Below are 24,204 nucleotides of genomic sequence, written 5' to 3'. Positions count from 1 at the left end.
GATATGGCGAAGAAAGATGGGGCCATTGAGGTCGAGGGACGCGTAGTCGAGCCCCTGCCCAATGCGATGTTCCGCATTGAGCTGGAGAACGGACACAAGGTCCTCGCCCACATCAGTGGCAAGATGCGGCAGCATTACATCCGCATCCTGCCTGAGGATCGAGTCGTCGTGGAGCTCTCGCCCTACGACCTCGGCCGCGGACGCATCGTCTACCGGTACAAGTAACCCTCGTACGGGCGGTGCCGGAGCGATGCGTCGCTTCGTGGTGCCCGGACACCGTGCTGCCGAGTCCTACGGCGGCACGCCACAGGAGAACAAAGGGAGAAGCTGACGTGAAGGTCAAGCCGAGCGTCAAGCCGATCTGCGAGAAGTGCAAGGTGATCCGCCGTAACGGTCGGGTCATGGTGATCTGCGACAACCTGCGTCACAAGCAGCGTCAGGGCTGATCAGCTTCTTCAGGTCGCTTGAAGACACATAACTGAACATCGTTATCGAAGAACTCCCAGAACCAGCATTCGCAGACGCGCGGATGCCGACCCCCGGTGCAGAGGCCGGGGCCCGGCGCAGAGTCCGGGGCGGGCTGGGAGCAGACCTCTGAATATGTAAGGAATCGCCACATGGCACGTGTTGCAGGTGTGGATCTCCCCCGCGAGAAGCGGCTGGAGATCGCGCTCACCTACATCTACGGGGTGGGTCGCACCACCTCGAAGGAAATCCTCGCCGCCACCGGCCTCTCGGCCGATCTGCGCGCCAAGGACCTGACCGACGCAGACGTCGCGAAGCTCCGCGAGTACATCGAGTCCTCGGTCAAGGTCGAGGGTGACCTGCGCCGCGAGGTGCAGGCCGACATCCGTCGCAAGATCGAGATCGGCTGCTACCAGGGTCTGCGCCACCGTCGCGGCCTGCCGGTCCACGGTCAGCGCACCAAGACCAATGCCCGTACTCGTAAGGGCCCGAAGAAGACCATCGCCGGGAAGAAGAAGTAATGCCCCCCAAGTCACGTAGCGCAGGCCCGAAGAAGGGCACCCGTCGTCGCGACAAGAAGAACGTTCCGCTGGGCCACGCCCACATCAAGTCGACGTTCAACAACACCATCGTCTCGATCACCGACCCCGAGGGCAACGTGATCAGCTGGGCCAGCTCCGGCCACGTCGGCTTCAAGGGCTCGCGTAAGAGCACCCCGTTCGCCGCGCAGCTCGCTGCCGAGAACGCTGCCCGCAAGGCGCAGGAGAACGGTGTCAAGAAGGTCGATGTGTTCGTCAAGGGACCGGGTTCGGGTCGCGAGACCGCCATCCGGTCGCTGCAGGCCGCCGGCCTCGAGGTCGGCACCATTTCCGATGTGACCCCGCAGCCGCACAACGGCTGCCGTCCGCCCAAGCGGCGCCGGGTCTAGCGGGACCCGGAATAGAGACAGAAGGAAGTAGAACATGGCTCGCTATACCGGCCCCGCAACCAAGAAGTCCCGTCGTCTTCGCGTCGATCTGATCGGCGGAGACCAGGCGTACGAGCGTCGCCCGTACCCGCCCGGCCAGCACGGTCGCGCGCGGATCAAGGAGACCGAGTACCTGCTCCAGCTGCAGGAGAAGCAGAAGGCCCGCTTCACCTACGGCGTCATGGAGAAGCAGTTCCGCCGCTACTACGAGGAAGCCAACCGTCGCTCGGGCAAGACCGGCGACGTGCTGCTGCAGATCCTCGAGTCGCGTCTGGACAACGTCGTGTACCGCGCCGGACTGGCCCGGACTCGTCGTCAGGCCCGCCAGATGGTCAGCCACGGCCACTTCACCGTGAACGGTGTTCGCGTGGACGTGCCCAGCTACCGCGTCAGCCAGTACGACATCATCGACGTCCGTCCGAAGTCGCTGCAGACCACGCCGTTCCAGATCGCCAAGGAGACCCTGGGCGATCGTCCGACCCCGGCCTGGCTGCAGGTGGTTCCGTCGACTCTGCGCATCCTCGTGCACTCGCTGCCCGAGCGCGCACAGATCGAGGTTCCGCTCACCGAGCAGCTCATCGTCGAGTACTACTCCAAGTAGTCTCACCCGAGCTTTCGCGAAACCTACTGAGCAGCATCAGCTGCCCGGTCCACCTCGACGCCGTCAAATAGTGGGCGGCCGAAGGAGAATCCCACCACATGCTCATCTCACAGCGACCCACTCTGTCCGAAGAGGTCATCGCCGAGAACCGCTCGAAGTTCACCATCGAACCCCTCGAGCCGGGCTTCGGCTACACCTTGGGCAACTCGCTGCGGCGCACGCTGCTGTCGTCCATCCCGGGCGCGGCGGTCACCAGCATCCGCATCGACGGTGTCCTGCACGAGTTCACCACCGTTCCCGGCGTGAAGGAGGATGTCACCAACATCATCCTGAACCTCAAGGGACTGGTCGTGAGCTCCGAAGAGGACGAGCCAGTCACCATGTACGTCCGTAAGCAGGGCCCGGGCACCGTGACCGGTGCGGACATCGTTCCGCCCGCCGGCGTCACCGTGCACAACCCGGACCTGCACATCGCGACCCTCAACGACAAGGGCAAGCTCGAGATCGAGCTGGTCGTCGAGCGGGGCCGCGGTTACGTGCCGGCCGTGCAGAACAAGGCCACCGGTGCCGAGATCGGCCGCATCCCGGTCGACTCGATCTACTCGCCGGTCCTGAAGGTGACCTACAAGGTCGAGGCCACCCGTGTCGAGCAGCGCACCGACTTCGATCGGCTGGTGCTCGACGTGGAGACCAAGAACTCCATGACCGCGCGTGACGCCCTGGCGTCGGCCGGCAAGACCCTGGTCGAGCTCTTCGGCCTGGCTCGGGAGCTCAACGTCGAGGCCGAGGGCATCGAGATCGGCCCGTCGCCGCAGGAGGCGGATCACATCGCCGCGTTCAGCCTGCCGATCGAGGATCTCGAGCTGACCGTCCGTTCGTACAACTGCCTCAAGCGCGAGGGTGTCCACACCGTCGGCGAGCTGGTTGCGCGCACCGAGTCGGATCTGCTCGACATCCGCAACTTCGGCCAGAAGTCGATCGACGAGGTCAAGGTGAAGCTGCACAGCCTGGGTCTGGCCCTCAAGGACAGCCCGGCGAGCTTCGACCCGTCGCAGGTCGCCGGCTACGACCCGGCCACCGGCACCTGGTCCGATGATGCGTCGTTCGGCGACGACGGTGGCGAGGATTACGCCGAGACCGAGCAGCTGTAGGGCTCGCAAAGAACCACCTGGTTTTTCCAGACCAACGGACTTCCGGTCGCGAGATCGTGAGTCGCTCCTAGGAGAAAGACATGCCCAAGCCCACCAAGGGTGCCCGCCTCGGCGGGTCGGCCAGCCACCAGAAGGCGATCCTGGCGAACCTCGCCACGGCTCTCTTCGAGCACGGCCGAATCACCACCACCGAAGCCAAGGCGAAGCGGCTGCGTCCGTACGCCGAGAAGCTGATCACCCACGCGAAGGCCGGCCAGCTGGCCAACCGTCGCGAGGTCATGAAGGACATCCGCGACAAGGATGTCGTTCACACCCTGTTCGCCGAGATCGGCCCGCACTTCGCGGAGCGCAACGGCGGATACACCCGCATCATCAAGACGCTGCCGCGCAAGGGCGACAACGCCCCGATGGCCGTGATCGAGCTGGTGCAGGAGAAGACGGCGTCGTCGGAGGCCAACCGTGCCACCCGCGCCGCCGCGTCCAAGGCCAAGGCGGCCGAGGAGGCTGCTCCGGCAGAAGCCGCTGACGAGGCTCCGGCCGCCGAGGCCGCTGCCGACGAGGCACAGGACCAGTAGCCGCTTCGCTCGCCGGTGACCTGACGGTCGCCGCCGAGCGAGAGGTGACACTCCATGACGACACAGCCCGTCCCCATCATCGATGGGGACGGGCTGTGTCGTCTTCGGCTGCTGATCGGCTACGACGGCACCGACTTCTCCGGCTGGGCCACGCAGCCCGGTCGACGGACGGTCTGCGAGAGTCTCGAGCAGATGCTGAGCACCGTGCTCCGCGCGCCGATTCGGCTGACTGTCGCGGGCCGGACCGACGCCGGTGTCCACGCCGCCGGGCAGGTGGCGCACTGCGACGTCCCCGTCGCGTCGTTGCAGACCAGGTCCATCGACGGGGACCCGTCGCGACTGGTTCGCAGGCTCGCCAAGATGCTCCCGGACGATGTGCGGGTGAAGCGGATCGAGACCGTTTCCGCAGACTTCGATGCGCGTTTCTCCGCACTGGCGCGCACGTACGAATACCGGCTCACCGACGCCGCGTGGGGCGCCGAGCCGACCCTCGCCCGCACCACCGCCGATTGGACCCGGCCCCTGGACGTCGAGGCCATGAACGCGGCCTCGGCGGCTTTGGTCGGGCTCAATGACTTCGCGGCCTTCTGCCGCTACCGGCCGGGCTCCACCACCATCCGCGAACTCCAGCGCTTCAGTTGGCGGCGAGACGGCGACGTGCTGGTCGGCACCGTGGTGGCCGACGCCTTCTGCTGGTCGATGGTCCGGTCCCTCGTGGGCGCGGTGGCCTCGGTCGGCGACGGTCGCCGCGGCGTCGACTGGTGTGCCGGGCTGTTGTCTGAGCGCGCACGCTCCGCGCAGGTGCCCGTGGCGCAGGCCCGTGGCCTGTGCCTGACGAGCGTGAGCTACCCGCCGCCCGAGGAGTGGGCGGCGCGCAACGAACGGACGCGGGACGTCCGCGACGCCGGTGATCTCGGGTGTGCGGGTCCGGTCGTGGAGTAGTCCGCCGCGCCCTCGGTCACCCGCCGGTTCTGCGCCGCGGGGGATTGGCGAAGTCGTCGGCGACGGTGGCGGCCAGTTCGACGAACGACCGGCGGGTGGACTTGCTGAGGAGTTCCAGATCGATGTCGGCGCCTTCGGCGAGGTGATCGTCGAATCCGATGGTGTGTACCGCCCGGCAGCGGGTCAGGAAGTGTTGTGCGAGCTGGTCGACGTCGATGGTCGACGAACCCGGTCGGGATGAGCTGAGCACCACCACGCTGTGCGGGATGAGGTGGCCGTAGCCGTGTCCGACCAGCCAGTCCAGCGTGGAACCGGCGCTGCGTGCTCCGTCGAGTGCGGGAGAGGAGACCAGGACCAGAGCGTCGGCGGTGTCGAGGACGCCGCGCATGGCGTCGGCGCTCATTCCGGTGCCGCAATCGGTGAGGATCACGTTGTAGAAGCGGAAGAGTACGCACTGAGAAGTGCTAACGTCAACCGTATGTCGACTTCAAAGGCTCCGCTCCGCTGCATCGTCGGTGCTCGGGTCTCGGTGCTCACCGGACCGCAGAAGGTGTCTCAGCTAGCGCAGATCGAGACGGGTGCGAAGTGGGTAGCGGCTGAAGGCGGGGAGGTCGTAGGCACCTTCGAAGACCTTGGAGTGTCGGCAACCGTCGAGCCGTTCAAGCGTCCGGATCTCGGGACGTGGTTCCGAGACGACCGTGTCGACACTTGGGATGCTCTTGTCTTCTCGAAGATGGACAGAGCGTTTCGGTCTACGAGTCATTGTGTGGATCTCGCTAGGTGGTGCGAGGAACGTCGGAAGGTGCTGGTCTTCGCCGAAGACGGGCTGAGACTCGACTACCGAGACGGAGACGGTCCGAAGACCGTGGACTCGATGCTCTCCGAACTCTTCGTGTACCTCGGATCGTTCTTCGCTCAGCTTGAACTCAACAGGTTCAAGACACGTGCTCTGGACTCGCACCGGGTACTGCGACCGACGACTCGATGGGCGGCTGGTACTCCACCGCTGGGTTATCGGACCATCGATCACCCATCGGGTAAGGGGAAGGGTCTGGAGCTCAATCCGGACGAACAAGCGGTGCTTCACGAGATGGGTCGAAGGCTGATCGACGGAGAGTCGTTCACGCGGATAACTGAATGGCTGAAGGCCGACCATCCGGATCTCCGCAGATGGTCGACGTCGAACGTCACAATCGCGTTGACGTCTCCGCGGACTCAGGGCTGGAAGGTTAACCGGAACGGCTACGTTCTCGACAATGACGGTGAGCCTATCCGCATGGCAGAGCCGACGTTCGACGAAGACACGTGGGCACAGATCCAGGACGCAGCAGCGAAGCGGAGGATCACCCGGACTCGGACGAACTCGGTGAACCCGATGCTCGGTGTCGGGTTCTGTGCAGCGACTCGACATACTCCGACGTGTAAGGAAAGTGGGAACGCTGCCGAATGTAACTCATGTAACTGTCCTCCGTGTGGCGCGTCATTGGCACACCAGGTCACTGTGTACAGGCTTGCGGACGGTTCGCAGGGAGAGACGAAGCGCTACCGATGCGGTGCAAACCCGCGAGCTTGTGTCGGAACATCGACCCCGGTTGACGTCCTCGACGGCTTCCTCGAAGACCACATGCTCCAAGAGTACGGAGACCTCCCGATCACTACGAAGCGTTGGGAGCCCGGTAACGATCTCGCCGGCGAACTCGAAGTCATCGAGCAAAGAATCAGACGCCTACGGGCTGAACAGGACGCCGGGCTGATCGTCTCTGACGAAGACCACGACGATTACCTCCGTCGTATGGCGGTCCTTATCGAGAAGCGGACCACGCTCGAAGCCGAAGAGCCGAAGCGTCCCGGTTGGGTCTATGACGAGACGGGGCAGACGTTCCGAGAGGCTTGGTCCGACGCTACTCGGGAGGAACGCCGGAACATGCTGATCGATCGGGGAGTCAGGCTCGAACTGACTTCGGCCATGCCGTTCGTTGCCGATCTGATCGTTCCGGAGTTGACACCGGACAACGAACCGTGACTAGCTGAGTCTAGCCGGAGTTTGCTCTCCGGCTAGTTTCGCGTCTCTATCGGCCCGCTAGCGCATCGTCGTAGCTAGGTCAGGTTGAGCCAAGCGGAGCAGCATGACAACGGTACGACCTCCGATAGGTCTATTCGGTGCTGCTCTGTGCTCCCTGGACTAAGAGAAAGCCCGATGATGAATCAACCTCTGTCGCTTAGAGAAGCGATCACCTGATCGAGCCGTGCCAGAACATGCGGAGGCATCTCAACCTCCCCGTCGTGGCACTTGCACTCGGGATTCTCGCACTCGGTTGCCATAGCCGACGACTTTAACACTTGCTAGACGACGGAACGTCGTCAACCCCTAATGGGGTCGTAATGGCCTCTAGATCGAACGCTGACGGACTTTTAGGTTTGGTATGTCAGCGCCCCCCCGCAAAAGGAAAGCAATGAACACTAACGGTATCAGCCCGGACCAGATCGTCTGGCTCCAGATTGACGACAACATCGGCTACTGGATCACGGTCGAGCACTTTATGTCGATCGCCAGGTCTCAGCGAAACGATTGGGAGCTTGCAGCGTGACCGCCGTTCTCGACGACACCGTCGAAGGTATCAACAACCCGTGGTCGAGCGACTTCGTTCCGGAGCACCTTCGAGGAGATCGGACACCGGAGGTCGTAGAGCTCCCGACGATCAATACGCCGGTACCGCTCAAGGGCAACGGGCTTTCGGCTATCCGTGATTGGGTCGTCGCTGTGGAGCGACACTTCGGAGCCGGCCAGCGGGCGACCGTACAGTACGCGTCCTTCCTTGGGTACTTCGTCAACCTCTATACGTTCCGTGTCGAGCGCTCCGACCGAGCGTTGGCTAGGGAGCTTGGCGCTCACCGGGACAGGTTCAACGGGTGCGCGAGTCGGCTTGCTGAAGCCGGATTCTTGGTCAAGATCCCGAAGAAGCCGGGGGAGAAAGGTGTCGGCTACGTTTTGTCGATGCCCTCAGAGATCGCCTTGTGACACCTGAAGGTGGCCTGTATATGCTGTCCACTTTCCAAATGGAAATACAGGCCATTTTGGGGGTGTAGTGGCCTGTAAACACAGGCCGATAGGAAATGGGATTGGCCTGTAAACACAGACCGTTTCCTTAGAGTAGCCGCCGGAGGCAAGGTGTAGCCGTCGGAGACGCAAGACCCATCCGGAGGTAGCAGGATGGGGCTGCAACGGAGAGTGATGAGACATCATCACGACATCTACAGGGCAGACTCTCGCTTTGGTGCTTCGTCTGCCCGATGACCACCGGGAGACGGAGATCAGAGTCCGTCGACCAGAACCCAGTAGCGCAAGCCTGATGGGCTTGCCCTCTGAGTCGAAGTCTCGACCACCAGGGAGAGACTGGGACGTGTTACAGAGGTTCTACAACTCCTCTCTCAGGACAGACACGACTAAATACAGCACAAAATTGACGATGAGCGCTAACGCAACTCCAATAAGCAGATCGACGATGAACCATCCGGCTTGCTCGAACGCAGATCCGGTTGACTCCCGTTTGAAAGGGAGCCAGAAGATGAACAAGGCCCACGCTGTCACGTATGCGCCCGTGAGCATCTGTTTCACGACCTCCCAGTGTTTGGAGATCAGTCTCACTGCGACGACGAAGAGTGCAATCCCGCCGATGATGTACCAAGGAGTCACCCGACGACTGTAGACGCGAGTTGGGACTATTCCGACATGTCGTCCGATCGAATGAACAATCGAGGGCGTGTGTACCTATCCGCTATGACGCGAGCCGCTAGATGCTGTACGACAGTAGTCGTGAAGAAGATCGCCGGAGTTGTCCTAGTTGGTCTGGTACTCGCCGGTTGCTCGTCGTACGAGCCGTACATCCCTGATCCGACGACCGCGCCGGCGACGACTGCTAGGTCCGTCGCGGAGCGAGTCCAGACCGCCGTCCCGGAGGCGATGAGTCTTGTCGACCTCACCGAAGACAACGATGCGAACAACCTTCTCGGTCGTCCGAACGGCTATTCACAAGCAACCGTGATCGTTGACAAACGGGCTGAGTGTGACGACTCACCCGGAGTCGATTGTGGCGCTGTTGTGGAACTCTGGCCTTCCGAGGAAGCGGCGAACAAGCGCAAGGACTACATTCAGTCGATCTTGACTGACTCTCCGATGCTCGGGTCCGAGTACGACACCGTCCGAGGTCCGATGATCCTCCGGGTTTCCGGTGACCTGAAGCCGTCTCAGGCGAAGGTGTACGAGCAAGCGTTCGTGGGATGACCAAGAAACTCTATTGTCCGAAGTGCTTCGCAGGCGTCGAAGCCAGCGCTAGCGGACGGCTCGGCAAGCATTACAGAGTTCCTGGGGAACGGTAAGCACCGCAAGTGTCCCGGCAGGTTGGGACTCGACTCTCGTCCGTCGTCGGTCAAGGTGATCTCGGGAGGTCTGCCGAACAGCAAGCGATAGCACGAAGAGGAGGAGACCCTCCCCGCCGAAGACAACGAGGAGGGTCTTTGCGAAGGTCGCAGCCTCGCTAGTCGATCTTGAATGACCCCCTGTAGATCGAGATTCCTGGAGTGTTTGTAGCCACGCTCCCGTGGACACTGACGTCGGCGTAGCCGGACGGTGACGCCTTCATGGCTTCGTGCTCAACCATGAGCCAGAAGTCATCAAACGACGTTGACGACGGAAGCTTGCGCTTGACCTCGATCGTTCTCACTTCTTCCCCTTCCTCCGTTCGGTCACGGTCGTGTTGGGATGCTTGCGCGCATACGACTTCGTGACGTACCGCCCGGTGATCGCGCTCCGGTTATCGGAGCCCTTCTTGTTGGACATGCTTCCTCCTCGGGAAGCTCACGTCGAAGGTGACACATCGAACATCGGGATCAGTGGTGACCTCTCCGCCCCGGAGGAGTAACGTCTCCGACTGCAACATGTGAACGGCCAAGTTCGTTGCAGTCGAAGATGCTCCCGCTCCGGAGGATGTGTCCAACTCCCTGGGTGGGAGCCTTCGTGTCTTCGACCAGCCCAAACACTACACCTAGTGGCTGACGTTTTCCCGGACCACAAGAGCTTGTGAATCACATTCGTGAAACTCCCAGGTCGATCGACGGCTATCCACAGGCTGCTCCGGCGTGTCTCGGTGCTTCCGGCGTGTCTCAGAAGCCTCGAACCTACTCGGGTTCGATGAACTCCATAGTCCAGTATCCGGGAGGGTACGCCTCGGGCTTGACTCTCAACGTTCCTGAAGGGAGATCAGGCTTCGTCTCATGAGTCGTCTCTTCAACGGTTCAACCGATGAATAAGGTTCTAGACCCCGAGATCGGTACGTGTTGGGCGTGCTCGACGGGTCGTCGGTTTCCCGAGCCGAGGTAGAACGGACGGTCCTCCCCGCCGACGCAGGGAGGACCGCCGATCATTAGGTGTCGTAGCTGCTAGACGACGTATGTCCCGTAATACTCCGAGTACCCCGGAACGTCGGAAGCGGTCCAAGACAGGACCTTGACGCCCGTCGCGTGTCCGGTGTGACTGATCGCCTCAGCGCCGAACAGGCGCTCGACGACGACGGGATCGGTCCCGGTAGGCAGCGTCATACGCACTTCGTTGGTCATAGGTGACCACCAATCCGGCCGATAACCTGGGCTACGTTCAGGAGCATCTACCCCGGAGCGCACCGGAAGAGGTAACGTCGTAGTTGCAACTAGCTGGCCAAAGTTTGTTGCTGACGATACGCCCGAACCGGTAGGCCCAGTGCCCGAGGTTCGGGCGTTTTCGACCTGTTCCTAAGTATAGGAGCAGGGTCGTACATTTCCTCCCTAAGTCACCAACCTGTGGACAACGTACCTCCGGGGTTCAGTCAGTACCTCCGCTCCAGCTACCGGGGCGACGGGCTTGGATGTACCCCCTCTCTGTCGGATAGGGAGGGGGATCTGCTACCTACTCCCTAGTGGACAGAGGGGAGCTAGGGGGAGGCGTACAGGGGGAGTACAGGGAGGCGTGCAGGGGAGCACTTCCCCTACTAGGGGGAGGGGGAGAGCAGAGGGGGAGTACTACCCACTAGGCCGGCACAGAGGAGGCCGGCAGAGGGGAGCTAGGTTAGCTTGCACTTGCTTAGGCTTGCCTCGCTTGCACTTGCTAGCGCTTGTGGCCGGCGACCCCAGGGGGGAGCCCCTCCCTACGGGGCTTGAGACCGCCGCGTAATGCGGGTGAGACCTCGGCTGAGGAAGTACCGGGTCATTTTTCAGAGTCCCCGCAGCTCGGGGTGTCGAAGTCCCCCGAACGGATGAATATCGAACGCGTGTTTGACATCGAACGCAAGTTCGGGTATGTTGATAGGTGGAGGGGAGTAGGCCGAGCGCTGCTCGCTCATCCGCTGGCGGAAGCCGAGATCAATCTCGTGCAAGCCAATTCAACGCAGGTAGATCGACGGATCTCGTCGACGACCAACCAATTCACAGCAAGCCGTATTTGCGTTCGACTCTTTCTGGAGTCGAACACGAAGCGGCGTTTTGTGCTGCCTACAAACAGGAGTGAAGCATGCAAGAGAAGATATGCACCGTATGCGGTGAGACGAAGCCGCTCGACGAGTACGGGCCCAAGAAGAACGGCAAGTTCGGGAGAAACAGTCGTTGCCGGGAGTGTCACCGTGAGAAGTGCAGAGATTCGACGAGGAAGTTCCGGGAGAGGAATCCCGACTACGACAAGAATCTGAGAGAGCAGTATCGAGCTACCGACGAAGGAAAACTCGCTCGATCCCGTGGACACTACATTGAGGCATGCAAGAGGCAGGGCTTAGAGCCCGTCGTCTATCCGTTCACCGCTGAACAGTTCTGCGCGGTGAATCGACGGGACGTCTGCAACGCTTGTGGGACGACTGAAGGTCCGTTCGAATTCGATCACATTCTCCCTATCTCGATGGGCGGGTTCCACAGGCTTCAGAATCTACAGATTCTCTGCGCCGGCTGTAATGGCTCGAAGAGCTCGAATCTGCTCCACCGAGCAGGAGCGCAACAGATGACGGTTATCGCCATTCCGTCGAAGGTTACCGCGTAGAGACACGCATAATGCCCCCCTAGATTCAATCCTAAGCGGCTTTCTCCTACTTCTTGACCACTAAGACTGGAGAACCGCTCTGACTCGTTAGAGAGAAGATGAATACAAAAACTGTTGAACCCCCGACAACCGGCGATCTCGTACGAGTCGTCAATGCCGAATCCATCATCGACCAACCCGGAGTTCTCGACGCTATTAACCGCGCTTGCTCGCGGGTTTCGTACGACTGGTACGGGTTGGTCGCAGCGGAGGATCTCGCGTCCGACGTTGTCGAGCGTCTACTGAAGATTGAGCGCAAGAACAGGCTTGCTAGGGATCTCTACCCCTACGGTTACCCGAAGACCGGAGAACCCGACTCGCTCGAAGCCGTCGTTTACGGTGCTGCCCGATCCTGGGCCGGTGGAATCTGCGCCGACGAGAAGGCTCGAACCGAGTTAGGGTACACCAACCCCGAGATACTCGATGCCGTTATTGTCTACGGCCTCGTTTCCGACGCTCCGGACTGGGACTCGATGCCGGACCGTATCAGGCGTATAGCTGACGAGCTCCCGAATCTATCCTACGGAGATCTCGGGCAGCTTGAACGGTGGGAGCGTGGAGATAAGACTCAGAAGTCGAACATCAACCGTGCCGCGAAGAACCTCGGGAAGCTTGTCGCCGGATCAGCCGCTAGGGCGACGGCAGAACACGACGGACCTGGTAGCCGATTCGCTACCAACCGATCCAGCGCAATCGCGGCGACGGCGTTCGACGTTAGGGGTCCGGACGTCGAATCGGCGTAGAACAGCAGGTGATGGGCTAATCAGGGAACTAGTCCAACAAGGGAGCGAAGGACTGCTCCCGGCCATTACCCGGCGCTTCGACAGCGCCGATGACTGGCTCTTTTGTGAGAGCCTGCGACGACGGGAGACGGCTCCGCTTCCAGCTTGGTAGACGTCACTCCTGGCCCTGTCGTCGACGACCGAGCTCCGGGTTCGCTCCTGGCCTGTAGAGCTCGGTCCATCCAACGTCCCCGAGCCTATCCCCCTCGGGGAGCGCTACCAGCAGAGAAAGTCCTCTTCGGTTACCCAGGTCTCTGCTCGGATCGGTCGCATGGGAAATAGGCCGATCCTTCGGCTCCGGTGACTACTGGTGTCAGTCTCCGGAGCTATTTTTTGTGCCCTGTTGTCAGAGCGATGCATACAATAAGGAGGTTCGATGCCGAAAGCAACCGATCAATGCGGTCGCGGTCACGGTCCCGATTACTGGGTGCCAAGATCGAGCGGGTCGGGACACCGCTGTCAGATTTGTTCGCGGGAGTCTAATCGACGCTACCGGGAACGAGGCCGAGAAGCTCGCCGGTTGGTAGCCGAGATGGGAATCCTCTCGACTGTAGATCTCGTTCGAGAATGACCGATCTCACCAGCCGGCTGCGCGAAGGTCCGGTTCCGTACGACGAGTACGTCGATTTGATCGACAGAGGCTTCCGACGGTCGATTCTGAAGTTGATCGACTCACTTATACCAACTCGTGAGCAATGGGATGCGCTCAACGAGACCGCAAGAGATCACCGACCTCTCGACGAGCGTGTCGAGACACTCCGGTACAGGTTCGGAGTCAACAAGCGAAACAAAGACCGATTCGCTGAGCGAGTCTTGGCCGGCGAAGCGCCCGAAGTAGTCGCGCGGGATCTCTCCGACTGGACTCGATTCAACCAACGATCCCGTTTCGACGGATGAACAAATAGGAGTACACAATGGGCTACCTGCCTAATAGTCGGGTCGAGAAGATGCTCGACGCCGCAGATGCTCGACGCCGAGCACAAAACCCGGCACTGAAGAATAGACCGGAACAGGAAAAGAGGCGGGAACGACACAAACGAGAACTCGACGAGTACGACGCTCGACTCGATATGTATCTTCCGCCGCCGATCACGAGAGACGACCACGAGCAGACGAACAGCCCCGCCGAAACTGTCGCAGAGATATTCCGGACGGATAAGCCGTCGCGTAAAGGCACCAGTCGTCCTATGCCGCTCAATGGCGACCTTCCCGGACTTATTTCGGGGCTACTCGGACCACAACCTTCCAGCGGTTCACCCGATGATGTCGTGAACCGCTACTACTAGAATCAGGAGAGACCATGTACGATACGAATCTCACGAACATCGTCAACGGGCTTTCGTCGTTCGGCTACAAGCCGTCGAAGGCTGCTCAGTCCTTCATCGACTCCGTCGACGCAATCGAATACGCCTACGACGGTCGTCCGACGGTCCCGAACGTACCGGTTACTGAGGGCGAGGAAGCCGAGGCACTGCTCTACGAGTTCGCCGGGACTCTCGCCGGCCACGAGAAGATAGCGGAGGCTCGGCGGCTGCTTCGCGATGCCCACACTCGGCAGGCTCTCGAAGAGATCCGGAAGGACTCGGACGAGATCCTCGCGCTAATCAACAAGATCGTGACCGAGGCCGGTGATCGCCTCACGGCTGCGGTGTCACTGTTGCCAGAGAGGCTGACTTCAGAAGACCTGGTAGCTGCCGGTGCGACTGCTGTCGCTGCCTACGCGGACGCTGAGGACGCCGGCCAGGTGCTTCAGAATATTTCGCTCTGGATCTTCTCGAACGGAAACAGCGTCGGTGTCGGACCAACGACCGAGCGCGCGTTTCAGCTCGTTCGTCCGGACACCGCGGAGCAGTACGCGAAGATCAAGGAAGCGCAGTCGACTTCGGCGTCGAACGTGATGGAGCAACGGATTGGCAGAGTCTTCCTCTGTGCTGCTCGGGTCGGCGCTGATTTCAGCCTTAACGACAACCAGCGCATCGCTGAGTTCAAGGCGTCCATTGGGATCGTCTGAGACACCGTCCGGTCTTGGAACCAAAGGGCTCCGGATCTGGACTGATGCTGTCGGAGAGTTCGATCTGACCGAAGCGCAACTCGTCATCCTCGAAGGAGCCTGTCGCCAAGCCGATCAGATCGACGAACTCTACGACCAGTTAGCGAAGCTCGACGGAAACTACCGGGTCCGGGGCTCGATGGGCCAACCAACCGCTGCACCGGAGCTTGACCAGATCCGGAAGGCTCAGGCCGAGATGCGGACGGCGCTGGCTTCGATCGGACTCACCAAGCCCCAAGATGCAGAGCAGGCTATCGAGCCGGCGAAGGCATCGGGGGTCGTCAAACGAGCATCGTTCAAGGTGAAGTAGTGCCACCGCGGACCTATACCCCGCCGCGACGGAGAACCACGGAGGCGACGGGTATCGAAGCCGTCGTCTCTAGGCTTCCAGATCGGTTCTTCTCCCCGTCGATCGAGACGAACACAGCGCTCGGTTCCGGTGTCGACACTCCGAGGTCAATCCGGGCGTGGATCGGGGATCTCGAAGATTATCTCGACCACGAAGGCATGAGAGCAGATGCAACAGAAATCCTGCTCGCCCTCGGTGTCCCGGTGTCGATGTGGTTCCTAGAAGCAGCACAACGGAAGAAGTCGAATTGATTGAGAAACCGAAGTACGACCGTCCGGTAGATCCGTCGCAGGGTAGCGGAACGGTTCACGTACCGAATCAGCTGAGGTGTGACCCTTTGCTAGCGGCTCTGATCGCAAAGTCGTCTTGACGGTAGTTCGGCACCAACCTAATCGACGGGCTGAGTCTCTAGTGGCTCTGAGCCCGTCTTTCCGCATCTGAAAGCCACTATTCAACGAAAGGCACAGATGACCTCACCAGGTGGTAAGGAAGTCGGGCGCGTACCTACCCGGACTGCTCGATTCGTTCATGCAGCTCGCCACAGTCGCGTTTCCTTGGTTGATGAGCGCGATCGAAACCGTGATGCCGCTAGCAATTGAATACAGGCGATCGAAGAGAAGGTAAACGATTGGGTTGTACGACGAAGGCGACGGAGTCATTAGCGTCGTCCGCTCCGAGAGCCTGTTCGAGTCAGACCCTCGGTTTGAACGGGCTTACTCGTAGTCGACGGCGGCCACGGTCTGAGCTGCTTCGAGTAGGATCGACACCGTACGTCTTGATGGGAAGGTCGAACCATCATCGTTGAACAATGGGTGAGGCTGATCTAGCTCTCCGACTCCGGAGTAGAAGGCTCCCGGCTTTTCGTAGCCGGGGGTTCTTCCGAGATTCGGGCGGGTTCCTACAATTGGAGTTTGTAGCTTCGCACTAGTTCGCGTCTAAGTTTCTTGGCAACATTCGATAGTTCTTCTCGCTCTGTTTCAATCTCTTCTAGATCACGATTTGGTAGAGCTATGCCGTTCTCCTTTGCTTTCTTTCTGATCGAGTTTATTCTTCTCCGTGTGCTCCTCAGTCTGAGCGACATCACGACCACTTTGCACCAGAGTCGAATGGCGGAAGGTGTCGCTTTCAAGAACGGATGGATTGCGAGTAATAGGGACCAGAAGCCCGCAACTGTTAGGGTTATCATCAGTGTCCAGGCCATGTGCCGGACGGAGTCGAGAAAGATCCCAGGGTTTAGTCCCAGATAGATAGCCGTAGCAAGCAGAAGAAGGGAGTATCCGAGTAGGGCAAGCTGTGATAGGTGGCTGCGCCGAATTGTGTCGGAGGCGTTTGCTGAGATGATTATAGTCCGGATTTCAATCGATCGCTGGAGCGCGTCTTTCGCCTTTCCTTCTGGAAGGTTGCGGACGATGTCGAGATCTTTCTGAATGTTTCGTCGAGCCAATGGTGAGCCTTCTCGATGCACGAGCAAAGGCACCGCGGTCAAGACAGATGCACTGGCTGCGATAATTGCTGCCACGACTCCACTATCCATGTCGGATAGATTACGGGTCCCTCGATAGTGGCATGACACGCGTGGCACAGAAAACCCCCGGAAGGTCTTGAGACCGATCGGGGGCTTCGTCGTACGGGTATACCTACGACCAGACTTCTACGATAACGTGAGAGCCGATCCACCAGTTGTGGTGAGGATGCTCCTCCCGAAGCTCCAGAGTCCTGTCTCCGACGTGCTGCAAGCACTCGACGTACTTCGGGTCCGTCTCACGGATCAAGCACGACCGGGTGATGTACACGCGATCCTCGATCGTCTTGTGAACCGAGATCCATCCCGGATCGTCGTACAACGCGAAGGGCGGGAACGCCTCGACGAACCTAGCGGGTGTTGTCATGCGGTCACCTTCCGAAGGTCTGCCGGGTGGAACTCACAGACTCGTCCGGTGGCGTCCAGCGGTACCAGCACGTGAGTACGGTGAGCCCGGACGACTGTACCGGGATCGTTCTTGCTACCGAACAGTCCAACCCGACGGACTCGTTGACCAAGGGTGAAGTGGTGCATGTTCAACTTTCTCGAAGTGATTTGCAATGTAAGCGCTGGAGAATGTCGACGACGCCGAGGTACTCCCGTTCGCTGAACGCCTCGGCGGCAGCGGGGTCGCGTTCTGAGGCCAGCACTTCGAGCCGGCTGGGGGCTTGCGAGGTGTGCGCCCGGACATCGGAGTACCGGTGCACCGCGGTGTCGGCGAGCAGGTCGCGGACGGTGGAGGCGGTCTGCTGCGGAATGCGCTGCGCGAGGGTTCCGAGATCCGGATTGGCGTCCACCGCGATCACCCGGTCGCCGCGGAGCGATGCGAACGTGGAACCGAGTCCGATCGTCGTGGTGGTCTTGCCCACGCCGCCCTTCAACGACAGCACCGCGATGCGGTAGTCGCCGCGAATCGGGCGCCGGAGTCGTTCCAGCAGCTGCTGGTACTCGATTTCGGCGGGCGACTCGCCGGGGTTCACCAACCCGGCGGTCACCGCGTGCACGGCGCGCCGCCATCCGCGCACGGGGGCACGCCGTGCCTTGCGCAGGATCGCGACTTGATCCAGGGCTGGACCGGCGGGCGGGAGCGGTGCGGCCGGTGCGGCCGGGACGAACCCGCTGACGGGCGGCCCGAGCGGCGCGGGTGCCGGTGGCACCGGATACGGCATCGGTGCGGGATGGACCGTCGCGTCGATCTCCGGTGCGGCGCGCAGCGGTGCAGCCTCATCGGGCTCTGCGGAGGCGTGCTCTGCGGAGACGGGCGGCGAGAGACCGATGATCGCGGACAGATCGATGTCCGGCCGCGGTTCGTGCGGCTGATGGTCGAGCCAGGGCGGAGTGTCGCTCATCTGGACTTCTGATGGTGTCATGTGTCCCCCTCGGGTCGCTCGCAGCGACGATGCTGCGGTCGGGGTGGAACGTTAGACGTCGCCGACCCAGACACGCCCGCGTTCGAATCGATGGAACCGAAAACGAGTCACGCGCGTCTAAGTCACATGGCAGAAGAGAATCGACATCAGGGTTCCGACACGGAACCGGCGGGGCTGACCACTGTCGCATCGAGATCCGGGGCCATCTCCGTCACGTGCACGGCCGCGGGACTGCCGGTGGGGATGACTATTTCGTCTCGGGCGATGCGGCGGTCTCCGGCGGCACTGGCGCGCGAGATCATGGCGCTGTGCACCCTCGCGAGCACGACCGCGGGAGTGCAGGCCAGGCACCGGTTGCGGGGGCGCGGTGTCGATGAGGAGGCACTCGATCTGCTCGGGCTGCCGTCACGCAAGGAGCTGGTGAACGCCGAGGCGGCAGCGGATGCCTCGAGTGCAGGACGGAATCGGTGAACCCCGAGATGGACGCCGTCGCCGATCGGGCGCAGCGGCAGCTGGGGGCGCTGGAGGACGTGCACCGGAGACTGCAGCAACTGCGCGCGACCGGAGTCGGCGACGACGGTCGCGTGCGCGTGACGGTGAACGGCAACGGAGCCCTCATCGAGTTGGAGATCGCCGCCGGCGCCGGCGGCGGAAAGGGCGCACGACTGTCGGAGGAGATCGTGGGTGCGGCAGTGCGCGCCGCGACGGATGCCTTCGCCGAGCGCAGCGAGATCATGCAGTCGTTCTGCGGCGAGTTCGCCGCACTGACCGGAGTCGACGACTCCGGCGCGGCGGTGGAACCGAACCGGGATCCGGTGCGTCCAATTACATGAGGGCTCGATTCTTCAAGCATCAGGGGGAGACGTGAACGAGACGATGGTGCACCCGGAAGCGGTGCAGACGTTCGGCGCCACATCGGCGGCGCTGGGAACGGCGACGGCCACTGCCGGAGCGTTCGACACGGCGGCGGTGGGGGCCGCAATGACGGCGGTATTCGGTCTGATCGGGCAGGAGTTCGCCGCCGCCTACTCGGTGGCACAGGCCAATCACCTCCGCGGAGTCGGGCTTCTCGCCGCCGCGCATGCGGCGACCGCAGCCGCGGTGTCGGCCGGAATCGCCTCGTTCTCCGACGCCGACGGCACCGGTGCCTGCGGGGTCCGAGTGTGAGCCGGCACCGAACCTCCGACGATGCGGGGCCGGCGTCCGGACCGGATGCCCACACGTGCGGGAGCCCCGAGGTGGCCACCGCGGCGGACTGCGGCGCGGGGGACGCGCTCGCGAGATTCGGGATCGCGCCGGTTCAGGCACCGTTGAACGTGCACCTGCCGGCGAGCCTTCCCGAGTTGCCGGTGCTGCCCGCGATCGATCCGGCGATGTTGCTGAAGCCGATCACCGATCTGCTCGCGACATTCGGTACCGGAAGGCTCGGCGGAATCGGGAACCCCGCAGCCGCCCACAACGATCTCGCCGGCCTGCTCGACGGCGGCGTGACGCTGCTGCTCAACGCTGCCCGTTCGGTGGATGGCGGATGGGTGGGACAGGCTGCGACATCGGCGGTCACGGCTGCGTCGCGGTCGGCGTCGGAGTCCGGCATGCTGGCGACGCAGGGAGCGGCGATCTCTGCCGATCTGCAGGCCGCGGCAGCGGTGGTGGCCGCCGGTCTGACTCAACTGCAGGGAGTAGTGGTGAAGACGGCAGGGGCGCTCGCCGCCGCACTGCCGACGCTGGCGACCCCACCCGGGCAGCTCGCGGCGCTCGGGATCGCGGCGGAGGGGCTGGCAGAGGGGCTCTCGGTGGTCGCGGCCACTCGCACTCAGCTGGCCGGTCCCACGGCGCACATGGCGGCGAACGGCAGGCCGATACCGGTCACCGCGGTGCCGGGGCCGGGCGGCGACGGATTCGCGGTGGCGGCGAAACTGCTGGAGTCGGCGCTCCCGATGGTCCAGGCGGGAACGACTCTCGCTACGAAGCTCTTGGCGGGTACGGGGTCGGACGGCGCACCGGAGGTCCCGGCTCCGAACCCGAACCACCGGGATGCGCTCGGAACCCCCGCTGCCGTGCCCGCACCCTGTCCGTCGGCCTGCGACCGCGGACCGACGACGCCTGGGGCAGCGTCGGCCGGATCATCCGGTGCTGGAGCGCCGGCGGTCGGAGGCGCGGGTGCCGGTGGACCGGCGGTCAGACCGGCAGCCTCCGTTCCCGGCGCCGCTGTGAGTGCGATGACCGCCTCGGTCGCCGCGGAACCGGTGTCGCTGGCCGATCGGCCCATGACCACCAACGCCGCGGTGGTCGGGGCAGCGCAGGCGACTGTGTCAACGGACTCGGCGGCGGCGCCCGCCGTGCCGCTGGCACCGGTCGTGCCGGCCACGGCACGTCAGTCCGCGGACGGACCGCGGATCGTGCCCGCCGCCGTAGCGCCTGAGCCCGCTAGCAGCGAGGCGGTGGACCGGGACTGGCTCACGGCCATGACCGCGGAGTCGCTTGACTTCGACGTGGCGCTGGAGTTGGGACTGGGCGGCCAGAAGCTCGCCGGATCGGTGTGATCCGGGGATCGAGAAGAACACCAAGGAAAGGACTGCGACATGCAGGCTCTCAAACTCGACGTCGCCGCCGGACAGGCCTCGGCGGCGTCGATCAAAGGAGTGGTGGACGAGATGCAGCGCATCGTCGGCCAGATCCAGAAGTCGGCGGTGAACGGCAAGTCGGGCTGGGACGGCAAGGCGTCCACCGCGTTCGAGACCACGCATACCGATTGGCACGGGGTCGCGACCAAACTGCAGGGCGCGCTGGACGAGATCGAGTCGAAGCTGACCGCCGGCTTCCGCGGTTACGACGACGAAGACGTGACGGTGGCGGGCCAGCTCACCGGCCTGCAGGGACATCTGTCGTTGTAGCGGGGCCGCCGCGGGGGAGCGGTGGCGCGGCTCGCTCGTCGCAGACGCACGAGCTCGACGCGCATATCTTCGACTGACACATCCGATTCAACACACTCACAGGGGGATGACATGAGCAACGGACTCATTCGGTACGACTTCGCAAGTCTCGGAACGCTTTCGGGCGACCTGCGTGGACAGTTTCAGCGGTTGGAAGAGCTGTCGGGTCAGCTCAAGCGCCAGGTGACGGCGCTCGCCGCGCACTGGGACTCGGGAGGCGCCGCGTCGTACCAGCAGGCGCAGGGCAACTGGGATCGGATCTTCGCCGACGCGCGCGCTCGGCTCGACTCGCTCGGCACGGGAGTCGCGAAGGCCGCCACGCATATGCGGGAGACCGACGTCCGGGTGGGCAAGACCTTCGCGGTGTGAGACACGGTCGCCCCGGGCGGCAGCCGCATCGGCTGCCACCCGGGGCGGACACCGAGCGAGGACGGTGCCTGATCGGTCAGTCTCCGGTGTGGCCTCGCAACAGCTCGGCGAAGGGAGTCACCTCGCCGAGGTCGTTCGCCCCCGCCGATCGACGCGGCCGGGTCTCGAGGTCGGTGGGGCCGCCGAATCCGGCGACCGCGGACGCACCGACGAGCCGCTGTGCCAGCTCGCCGGCGGCGCGGTGGACTCGGTCGCCGAGCTCGCTGCTGCCGAAGTCCTCGGTGGCGGCGAAGACCGCGGTCGGCACCGTGTCGGCCCGCAGGTAGCTCATCAGCGGGCGCACGGCGTGATCGAGGACCAGACTGTGCCGCGGAGTGCCCGCCGTTGCTGCCACCAGCACCGGGACGCCGGTCATCGCGTCGGGGTCGAGCAGGTCGAAGAACATCTTGAACAGTCCGCTGTAGGAGGCGGTGAAGACCGGGGTCACGGCGACGATGCCGTCGGCGGCGGCTACCTCGTCACGGGCGGCGCTAACCTCCGCTGTCGCGACACCGGTGGTCACCGTGGTGGCCAGACCGGCGGCGAGCGGCGCCAGCTCCAGAACCCGCACGTCGACGCTCTCGCCCCGGGCGGTCACTCCCGCGGTGACGGCGTCGGCGATCTGGTCGGCCAGGAGCCGCGTGGACGACGGCGTCGAGACGCCGGCGCTGATCACGAGGAGACGTCGCGCCATCTCAGTTCTCTCCCTTCGCCGCCGCGGTCGCGACGGATGCGGCCGGAGCGACCCGGCGGTGCGGTGAGCCCGGGCCGGCGGCCACCAAAGACTCGTGGGTGGGCGGATCGGAGGGCACGTGGGCGGGTCGGCGGCGGTCGAATTCCGCACGCAGGACCGGCACCACCTGAGTGCCCAGGATCTCGATCTGCTCGAGCACCTGCGGCAGGGGAAGTCCGGCGTGGTCGACGAGGAACAGCTGCCGCTGGTAGTCGCCCGCGTAGTCGGCGAATGAGAGGGTCTTGTCGATCACCATCTCCGGCGTGCCGACGGTCAGCGGGGTCATGTCGGTGAAGTCTTCGAGCGACGGACCGTGGCCGTACACGGGCGCGTTGTCGAAGTAGGGACGGAACCGGCGTTTGGCCTCGTTCTCGGTGTCCGCCATGAAGACCTGACCGCCGAGACCGACGATGGCCTGATCGGCGGAACCGTGGCCGTAGTGCTCGAAACGGCGACGGTACAGGTTCACCATCTGCTCGGTGTGCTCCTTGTTCCAGAAGATGTTGTTGTGGAAGAAGCCGTCGCCGTAGAACGCGGCCTGCTCGGCGATCTCCGGGGAGCGGATGGAGCCGTGCCATACGAACGGCGGAGTGTCGTCGAGGGGAGCGGGTGTGGAGGTGTAGCCCTGCAGCGGCGTCCGGAACCGGCCCTCCCAGTCGATGTTCTTCTCCCGCCACAGGCGCCGGAGGAGGTGATAGTTCTCGACGGCGAGGGGGATGCCCTGCCGGATGTCCTTGCCGAACCACGGGTACACCGGACCGGTGTTGCCGCGACCGAGTGTCAGGTCCGCCCGGCCCCCGGACAGGTGCTGAAGCATCGCGAAGTCCTCGGCGATCTTGACCGGGTCGTTCGTGGTGATGAGCGTGGTCGCGGTCGACAGCCGCAGTTTCTCGGTGCGAGCCGCTATCCAGCCGAGCATGGTGGTCGGCGAACTGGGGACGAACGGCGGGTTGTGGTGCTCACCCGTGGCGAACACGTCCAGACCGACCTCCTCGGCCTTCAGGGCGATAGCGGTCATCGCCTGAATCCGCTCGTGTTCGCTGACCGTGGTGCCGGTGGTGGGGTCGGTGGTCACGTCACCGACGCTGAAGATTCCGAACTGCATCGAACGCTTCCTTCCTGGTGGGTCCGCTCGCCGCGGCTTTCACACAGAGTAACCGGACCGTGGTCCGGTTAATTCCCGGCCCTCGTTCCGCGTGCCGCTGGACGGTCGGGTCCGCCGCCACCGATTAGTCTTCCTTTGCGGCCGCCCGGCCGACACCACGTGCACAGACGGAAGGTCCTCCATGTCCGCAGAAGGGTCGACACGCGCGATCGTCGCCGCCCTGGCCGCCAATGCGGGAATCGCCGCGGCCAAGTTCGTCGGCTTCGCGATCACCGGTTCCTCATCGATGCTCGCCGAAGGCGTCCACTCCGTCGCCGACACGTCGAACCAGGGCCTGCTTCTGCTCGGCCAGAAGAGCGCGGCGCGCAAGGCCGACGAACTGCATCCGTTCGGGTACGGCCGCAGCAGGTACTTCTACTCGTTCATCGTCGCGCTCGTGATCTTCACCCTCGGCTCGATGTTCGCGCTCTACGAAGGCGTCGAGAAGATCCGCCACGCGGGCGATCACGGGCTCGACTCACCACTGGTCGCGGTGGTGATCCTCCTGGTCGCGATCTGCCTCGAGGGCTACAGCTTCCACACCGCCCGGAAGGAGTCCAGGCCACTCAAGGGCGGGGCGTCCTGGTGGCAGTTCATCCGCACCTCGCGCAATCCCGAATTGCCGGTGGTCCTGCTCGAGGACAGCGGCGCGCTGATCGGTCTGGTGCTGGCGCTCGCGGGTGTCGGGCTGACGATGATCACCGGTGATGCGATCTGGGACGGCATCGGCACCCTCTCGATCGGCGTACTGCTCGGCCTGATCGCGATCGTCCTGATCGTCGAGATGAAGAGCCTGCTGATCGGCGAGGGCGCGACCGAGGCCGAGTCGGAGACGCTGCGTTCGGTGATCCCGGGGCAGGACGTCGATCGCGTCATCCATATGAAGACGCAGTACCTCGGACCCGAGGAACTCCTGGTGGCGGCGAAGATCGCGATCGCGCCGGGTCTGGGGGCCGTCGAGATCGCTCGGGCGATCGACGGGGCGGAGGCCCGGGTGCGGGCCGCGGTGCCGCAGGCCCGGGTGATTTACCTCGAACCGGACATCGACAGGGGTGAGAACGCTTCGTGACCAACTCCTGACCTGGATGCGGCCTACGGGAACGCGTCGATGCGCTAGCC

At 63.2% G+C, this 24,204-nt stretch carries 30 protein-coding genes and 2 pseudogenes; 25 read left to right on the top strand and 7 right to left on the bottom strand.

Features of this window, described 5'->3' with window-relative positions:
• The first annotated feature begins 3 nt into the window (after nucleotides 1-3).
• The 8 genes and pseudogenes from infA (at nucleotide 4) to truA (ending at nucleotide 4,701) form a co-directional block, all read left to right on the top strand.
• On the top strand, nucleotides 4-225 hold the full coding sequence (gene infA, locus Y710_RS00340; RefSeq protein ID WP_005187701.1) for a translation initiation factor IF-1: 222 nt from the start codon (nucleotides 4-6) through the stop codon (nucleotides 223-225).
• A 107-nt stretch (nucleotides 226-332) separates the two neighbouring features.
• Complete coding sequence (rpmJ, locus tag Y710_RS00335) at nucleotides 333-446, top strand: 50S ribosomal protein L36 (protein ID WP_009679193.1); 114 nt, start codon at nucleotides 333-335, stop codon at nucleotides 444-446.
• 171 nt (nucleotides 447-617) lie between these two features.
• Nucleotides 618-986 (top strand): 30S ribosomal protein S13, encoded by a 369-nt coding sequence (gene rpsM / locus Y710_RS00330; protein ID WP_006895582.1) that lies wholly within the window; start codon nucleotides 618-620, stop codon nucleotides 984-986.
• On the top strand, nucleotides 986-1,393 hold the full coding sequence (gene rpsK / locus Y710_RS00325) for a 30S ribosomal protein S11 (protein WP_006895581.1): 408 nt from the start codon (nucleotides 986-988) through the stop codon (nucleotides 1,391-1,393). Before rpsM ends, rpsK begins: the two co-directional genes overlap by 1 nt.
• Nucleotides 1,394-1,427: 34 nt before the next feature.
• A complete protein-coding gene (rpsD, locus tag Y710_RS00320; protein ID WP_006895580.1) occupies nucleotides 1,428-2,033 on the top strand; it encodes a 30S ribosomal protein S4 in 606 nt (201 codons plus the stop codon).
• Between the two features lie 98 nt (nucleotides 2,034-2,131).
• On the top strand, nucleotides 2,132-3,184 hold the full coding sequence (locus Y710_RS00315) for a DNA-directed RNA polymerase subunit alpha (protein WP_006895579.1): 1,053 nt from the start codon (nucleotides 2,132-2,134) through the stop codon (nucleotides 3,182-3,184).
• An 80-nt stretch (nucleotides 3,185-3,264) separates the two neighbouring features.
• Nucleotides 3,265-3,741 (top strand): annotated as a pseudogene (gene rplQ / locus Y710_RS00310) (50S ribosomal protein L17); the annotation flags it as partial.
• Nucleotides 3,742-3,813: 72 nt separating this feature from the next.
• Entirely contained in the window at nucleotides 3,814-4,701 is an 888-nt protein-coding gene (gene truA, locus Y710_RS00305; protein WP_062365878.1) for a tRNA pseudouridine(38-40) synthase TruA, read from the top strand.
• A 16-nt stretch (nucleotides 4,702-4,717) separates the two neighbouring features.
• On the opposite strand, the gene Y710_RS00300 is transcribed toward truA, so the two are convergent.
• Complete coding sequence (locus Y710_RS00300) at nucleotides 4,718-5,131, bottom strand: MinD/ParA family ATP-binding protein (protein WP_331709885.1); 414 nt, start codon at nucleotides 5,129-5,131, stop codon at nucleotides 4,718-4,720.
• A 48-nt stretch (nucleotides 5,132-5,179) separates the two neighbouring features.
• On the opposite strand from Y710_RS00300, the gene Y710_RS00295 reads away from it, so the two are divergent.
• The 3 genes from Y710_RS00295 to Y710_RS00290 all read left to right on the top strand — a co-directional run bounded on the left by Y710_RS00295 (nucleotide 5,180) and on the right by Y710_RS00290 (nucleotide 7,720).
• Nucleotides 5,180-6,724 (top strand): recombinase family protein, encoded by a 1,545-nt coding sequence (locus Y710_RS00295; protein WP_082781232.1) that lies wholly within the window; start codon nucleotides 5,180-5,182, stop codon nucleotides 6,722-6,724.
• Between the two features lie 430 nt (nucleotides 6,725-7,154).
• A complete protein-coding gene (locus Y710_RS19210) occupies nucleotides 7,155-7,289 on the top strand; it encodes a hypothetical protein (RefSeq protein WP_269449331.1) in 135 nt (44 codons plus the stop codon).
• Nucleotides 7,286-7,720: a hypothetical protein gene (locus Y710_RS00290; protein WP_062365875.1), complete on the top strand. Its 435-nt coding sequence runs from the start codon at nucleotides 7,286-7,288 to the stop codon at nucleotides 7,718-7,720. Before Y710_RS19210 ends, Y710_RS00290 begins: the two co-directional genes overlap by 4 nt.
• A 396-nt stretch (nucleotides 7,721-8,116) precedes the next feature.
• Here the strand turns inward: Y710_RS00290 and Y710_RS00285 are convergent, their stop codons facing one another.
• Entirely contained in the window at nucleotides 8,117-8,395 is a 279-nt protein-coding gene (locus tag Y710_RS00285; RefSeq protein ID WP_062365873.1) for a hypothetical protein, read from the bottom strand.
• Between the two features lie 120 nt (nucleotides 8,396-8,515).
• On the opposite strand from Y710_RS00285, the gene Y710_RS18630 reads away from it, so the two are divergent.
• Complete coding sequence (locus Y710_RS18630) at nucleotides 8,516-8,983, top strand: hypothetical protein (RefSeq protein ID WP_156479385.1); 468 nt, start codon at nucleotides 8,516-8,518, stop codon at nucleotides 8,981-8,983.
• A gap of 1,154 nt (nucleotides 8,984-10,137) precedes the next feature.
• Here Y710_RS18630 and Y710_RS18625 read toward each other — a convergent pair.
• Nucleotides 10,138-10,296 (bottom strand): hypothetical protein, encoded by a 159-nt coding sequence (locus Y710_RS18625; RefSeq protein WP_156479384.1) that lies wholly within the window; start codon nucleotides 10,294-10,296, stop codon nucleotides 10,138-10,140.
• 943 nt (nucleotides 10,297-11,239) lie between these two features.
• On the opposite strand from Y710_RS18625, the gene Y710_RS18385 reads away from it, so the two are divergent.
• The 6 genes from Y710_RS18385 (at nucleotide 11,240) to Y710_RS00255 (ending at nucleotide 14,936) form a co-directional block, all read left to right on the top strand.
• Nucleotides 11,240-11,755: an HNH endonuclease gene (locus Y710_RS18385; RefSeq protein WP_082781231.1), complete on the top strand. Its 516-nt coding sequence runs from the start codon at nucleotides 11,240-11,242 to the stop codon at nucleotides 11,753-11,755.
• A gap of 98 nt (nucleotides 11,756-11,853) precedes the next feature.
• Entirely contained in the window at nucleotides 11,854-12,537 is a 684-nt protein-coding gene (locus tag Y710_RS00270; RefSeq protein ID WP_156479383.1) for a hypothetical protein, read from the top strand.
• Nucleotides 12,538-13,143: 606 nt separating this feature from the next.
• Nucleotides 13,144-13,473 (top strand): hypothetical protein, encoded by a 330-nt coding sequence (locus Y710_RS00265; protein WP_062365865.1) that lies wholly within the window; start codon nucleotides 13,144-13,146, stop codon nucleotides 13,471-13,473.
• Between the two features lie 17 nt (nucleotides 13,474-13,490).
• Nucleotides 13,491-13,862, top strand: coding sequence for a hypothetical protein (locus tag Y710_RS18620; RefSeq protein WP_156479382.1), 372 nt, complete (start codon nucleotides 13,491-13,493; stop codon nucleotides 13,860-13,862).
• Nucleotides 13,863-13,876: 14 nt separating this feature from the next.
• Entirely contained in the window at nucleotides 13,877-14,587 is a 711-nt protein-coding gene (locus Y710_RS00260) for a hypothetical protein (RefSeq protein ID WP_062365862.1), read from the top strand.
• The gene (locus Y710_RS00255) at nucleotides 14,574-14,936 is read left to right on the top strand and encodes a P27 family phage terminase small subunit (protein ID WP_062365860.1); all 363 of its coding nucleotides are present in this window, start codon (nucleotides 14,574-14,576) and stop codon (nucleotides 14,934-14,936) included. The genes Y710_RS00260 and Y710_RS00255 overlap by 14 nt, the downstream gene beginning before the upstream one ends.
• Before the next feature lie 937 nt (nucleotides 14,937-15,873).
• Here the strand turns inward: Y710_RS00255 and Y710_RS18615 are convergent.
• Together Y710_RS18615 and Y710_RS00240 are read right to left on the bottom strand one after the other, a co-directional pair.
• Nucleotides 15,874-16,509, bottom strand: a complete 636-nt coding sequence (locus Y710_RS18615; protein WP_156479380.1) for a hypothetical protein — start codon at nucleotides 16,507-16,509, stop codon at nucleotides 15,874-15,876.
• 548 nt (nucleotides 16,510-17,057) lie between these two features.
• A pseudogene (locus Y710_RS00240) lies at nucleotides 17,058-17,579 on the bottom strand (AAA family ATPase); the annotation flags it as partial.
• A 531-nt stretch (nucleotides 17,580-18,110) separates the two neighbouring features.
• Between Y710_RS00240 and Y710_RS00235 the strand changes: the two are divergent.
• The 6 genes from Y710_RS00235 to Y710_RS00210 all read left to right on the top strand — a co-directional run bounded on the left by Y710_RS00235 (nucleotide 18,111) and on the right by Y710_RS00210 (nucleotide 21,169).
• On the top strand, nucleotides 18,111-18,338 hold the full coding sequence (locus tag Y710_RS00235; protein WP_231650027.1) for a hypothetical protein: 228 nt from the start codon (nucleotides 18,111-18,113) through the stop codon (nucleotides 18,336-18,338).
• A complete protein-coding gene (locus Y710_RS00230) occupies nucleotides 18,335-18,700 on the top strand; it encodes a YbaB/EbfC family nucleoid-associated protein (RefSeq protein WP_006895574.1) in 366 nt (121 codons plus the stop codon). Before Y710_RS00235 ends, Y710_RS00230 begins: the two co-directional genes overlap by 4 nt.
• Before the next feature lie 31 nt (nucleotides 18,701-18,731).
• The gene (locus Y710_RS00225) at nucleotides 18,732-19,034 is read left to right on the top strand and encodes a hypothetical protein (protein ID WP_062365851.1); all 303 of its coding nucleotides are present in this window, start codon (nucleotides 18,732-18,734) and stop codon (nucleotides 19,032-19,034) included.
• Complete coding sequence (locus Y710_RS00220; RefSeq protein WP_231875641.1) at nucleotides 19,031-20,410, top strand: hypothetical protein; 1,380 nt, start codon at nucleotides 19,031-19,033, stop codon at nucleotides 20,408-20,410. Before Y710_RS00225 ends, Y710_RS00220 begins: the two co-directional genes overlap by 4 nt.
• 39 nt (nucleotides 20,411-20,449) lie before the next feature.
• Nucleotides 20,450-20,761, top strand: coding sequence for a WXG100 family type VII secretion target (locus Y710_RS00215; RefSeq protein WP_006895571.1), 312 nt, complete (start codon nucleotides 20,450-20,452; stop codon nucleotides 20,759-20,761).
• Nucleotides 20,762-20,872: 111 nt separating this feature from the next.
• Entirely contained in the window at nucleotides 20,873-21,169 is a 297-nt protein-coding gene (locus Y710_RS00210) for a WXG100 family type VII secretion target (RefSeq protein ID WP_006895570.1), read from the top strand.
• Nucleotides 21,170-21,245: 76 nt separating this feature from the next.
• On the opposite strand, the gene Y710_RS00205 is transcribed toward Y710_RS00210, so the two are convergent.
• The gene (locus Y710_RS00205; RefSeq protein ID WP_006895569.1) at nucleotides 21,246-21,902 is read right to left on the bottom strand and encodes a CE1759 family FMN reductase; all 657 of its coding nucleotides are present in this window, start codon (nucleotides 21,900-21,902) and stop codon (nucleotides 21,246-21,248) included.
• Between the two features lies 1 nt (nucleotide 21,903).
• The gene (locus Y710_RS00200; RefSeq protein WP_006895568.1) at nucleotides 21,904-23,046 is read right to left on the bottom strand and encodes an LLM class flavin-dependent oxidoreductase; all 1,143 of its coding nucleotides are present in this window, start codon (nucleotides 23,044-23,046) and stop codon (nucleotides 21,904-21,906) included.
• Nucleotides 23,047-23,227: 181 nt separating this feature from the next.
• Here Y710_RS00200 and Y710_RS00195 point away from each other — a divergent pair, with 181 nt between their 5' ends.
• Nucleotides 23,228-24,154 carry a cation diffusion facilitator family transporter gene (locus Y710_RS00195; RefSeq protein ID WP_006895567.1) on the top strand — a complete coding sequence of 309 codons (927 nt, stop codon included), beginning with the start codon at nucleotides 23,228-23,230 and terminating at the stop codon, nucleotides 24,152-24,154.
• The last annotated feature ends 50 nt before the right edge of the window (nucleotides 24,155-24,204 follow it).

This window comes from Gordonia sp. QH-12 (assembly GCF_001578675.1).
Lineage (GTDB): Bacteria > Actinomycetota > Actinomycetes > Mycobacteriales > Mycobacteriaceae > Gordonia > Gordonia sihwensis.
Note: the sequence above shows the minus strand (reverse complement) of the source record. Positions and strands in the feature narration are given on the sequence as shown.

Coding starts and splice junctions, on each gene's coding strand:
- rpsK (WP_006895581.1), top strand. CDS start 986: ATGCCCCCCAAGTCACGTAGCGCAGGCCCGAAGAAGGGCACCCGTCGT.
- infA (WP_005187701.1), top strand. CDS start 4: ATGGCGAAGAAAGATGGGGCCATTGAGGTCGAGGGACGCGTAGTCGAG.
- rpsM (WP_006895582.1), top strand. CDS start 618: ATGGCACGTGTTGCAGGTGTGGATCTCCCCCGCGAGAAGCGGCTGGAG.
- Y710_RS00260 (WP_062365862.1), top strand. CDS start 13,877: ATGTACGATACGAATCTCACGAACATCGTCAACGGGCTTTCGTCGTTC.
- Y710_RS18385 (WP_082781231.1), top strand. CDS start 11,240: ATGCAAGAGAAGATATGCACCGTATGCGGTGAGACGAAGCCGCTCGAC.
- Y710_RS18620 (WP_156479382.1), top strand. CDS start 13,491: ATGGGCTACCTGCCTAATAGTCGGGTCGAGAAGATGCTCGACGCCGCA.
- Y710_RS00195 (WP_006895567.1), top strand. CDS start 23,228: ATGTCCGCAGAAGGGTCGACACGCGCGATCGTCGCCGCCCTGGCCGCC.
- Y710_RS00200 (WP_006895568.1), bottom strand. CDS start 23,046: ATGCAGTTCGGAATCTTCAGCGTCGGTGACGTGACCACCGACCCCACC.
- Y710_RS18625 (WP_156479384.1), bottom strand. CDS start 10,296: ATGACGCTGCCTACCGGGACCGATCCCGTCGTCGTCGAGCGCCTGTTC.
- truA (WP_062365878.1), top strand. CDS start 3,814: ATGACGACACAGCCCGTCCCCATCATCGATGGGGACGGGCTGTGTCGT.
- Y710_RS00205 (WP_006895569.1), bottom strand. CDS start 21,902: ATGGCGCGACGTCTCCTCGTGATCAGCGCCGGCGTCTCGACGCCGTCG.
- Y710_RS00265 (WP_062365865.1), top strand. CDS start 13,144: ATGACCGATCTCACCAGCCGGCTGCGCGAAGGTCCGGTTCCGTACGAC.
- Y710_RS18615 (WP_156479380.1), bottom strand. CDS start 16,509: ATGGATAGTGGAGTCGTGGCAGCAATTATCGCAGCCAGTGCATCTGTC.
- Y710_RS00295 (WP_082781232.1), top strand. CDS start 5,180: ATGTCGACTTCAAAGGCTCCGCTCCGCTGCATCGTCGGTGCTCGGGTC.
- Y710_RS00210 (WP_006895570.1), top strand. CDS start 20,873: ATGAGCAACGGACTCATTCGGTACGACTTCGCAAGTCTCGGAACGCTT.
- Y710_RS00215 (WP_006895571.1), top strand. CDS start 20,450: ATGCAGGCTCTCAAACTCGACGTCGCCGCCGGACAGGCCTCGGCGGCG.
- Y710_RS00235 (WP_231650027.1), top strand. CDS start 18,111: ATGACTATTTCGTCTCGGGCGATGCGGCGGTCTCCGGCGGCACTGGCG.
- Y710_RS19210 (WP_269449331.1), top strand. CDS start 7,155: ATGAACACTAACGGTATCAGCCCGGACCAGATCGTCTGGCTCCAGATT.
- rpsD (WP_006895580.1), top strand. CDS start 1,428: ATGGCTCGCTATACCGGCCCCGCAACCAAGAAGTCCCGTCGTCTTCGC.
- Y710_RS00270 (WP_156479383.1), top strand. CDS start 11,854: ATGAATACAAAAACTGTTGAACCCCCGACAACCGGCGATCTCGTACGA.
- Y710_RS00315 (WP_006895579.1), top strand. CDS start 2,132: ATGCTCATCTCACAGCGACCCACTCTGTCCGAAGAGGTCATCGCCGAG.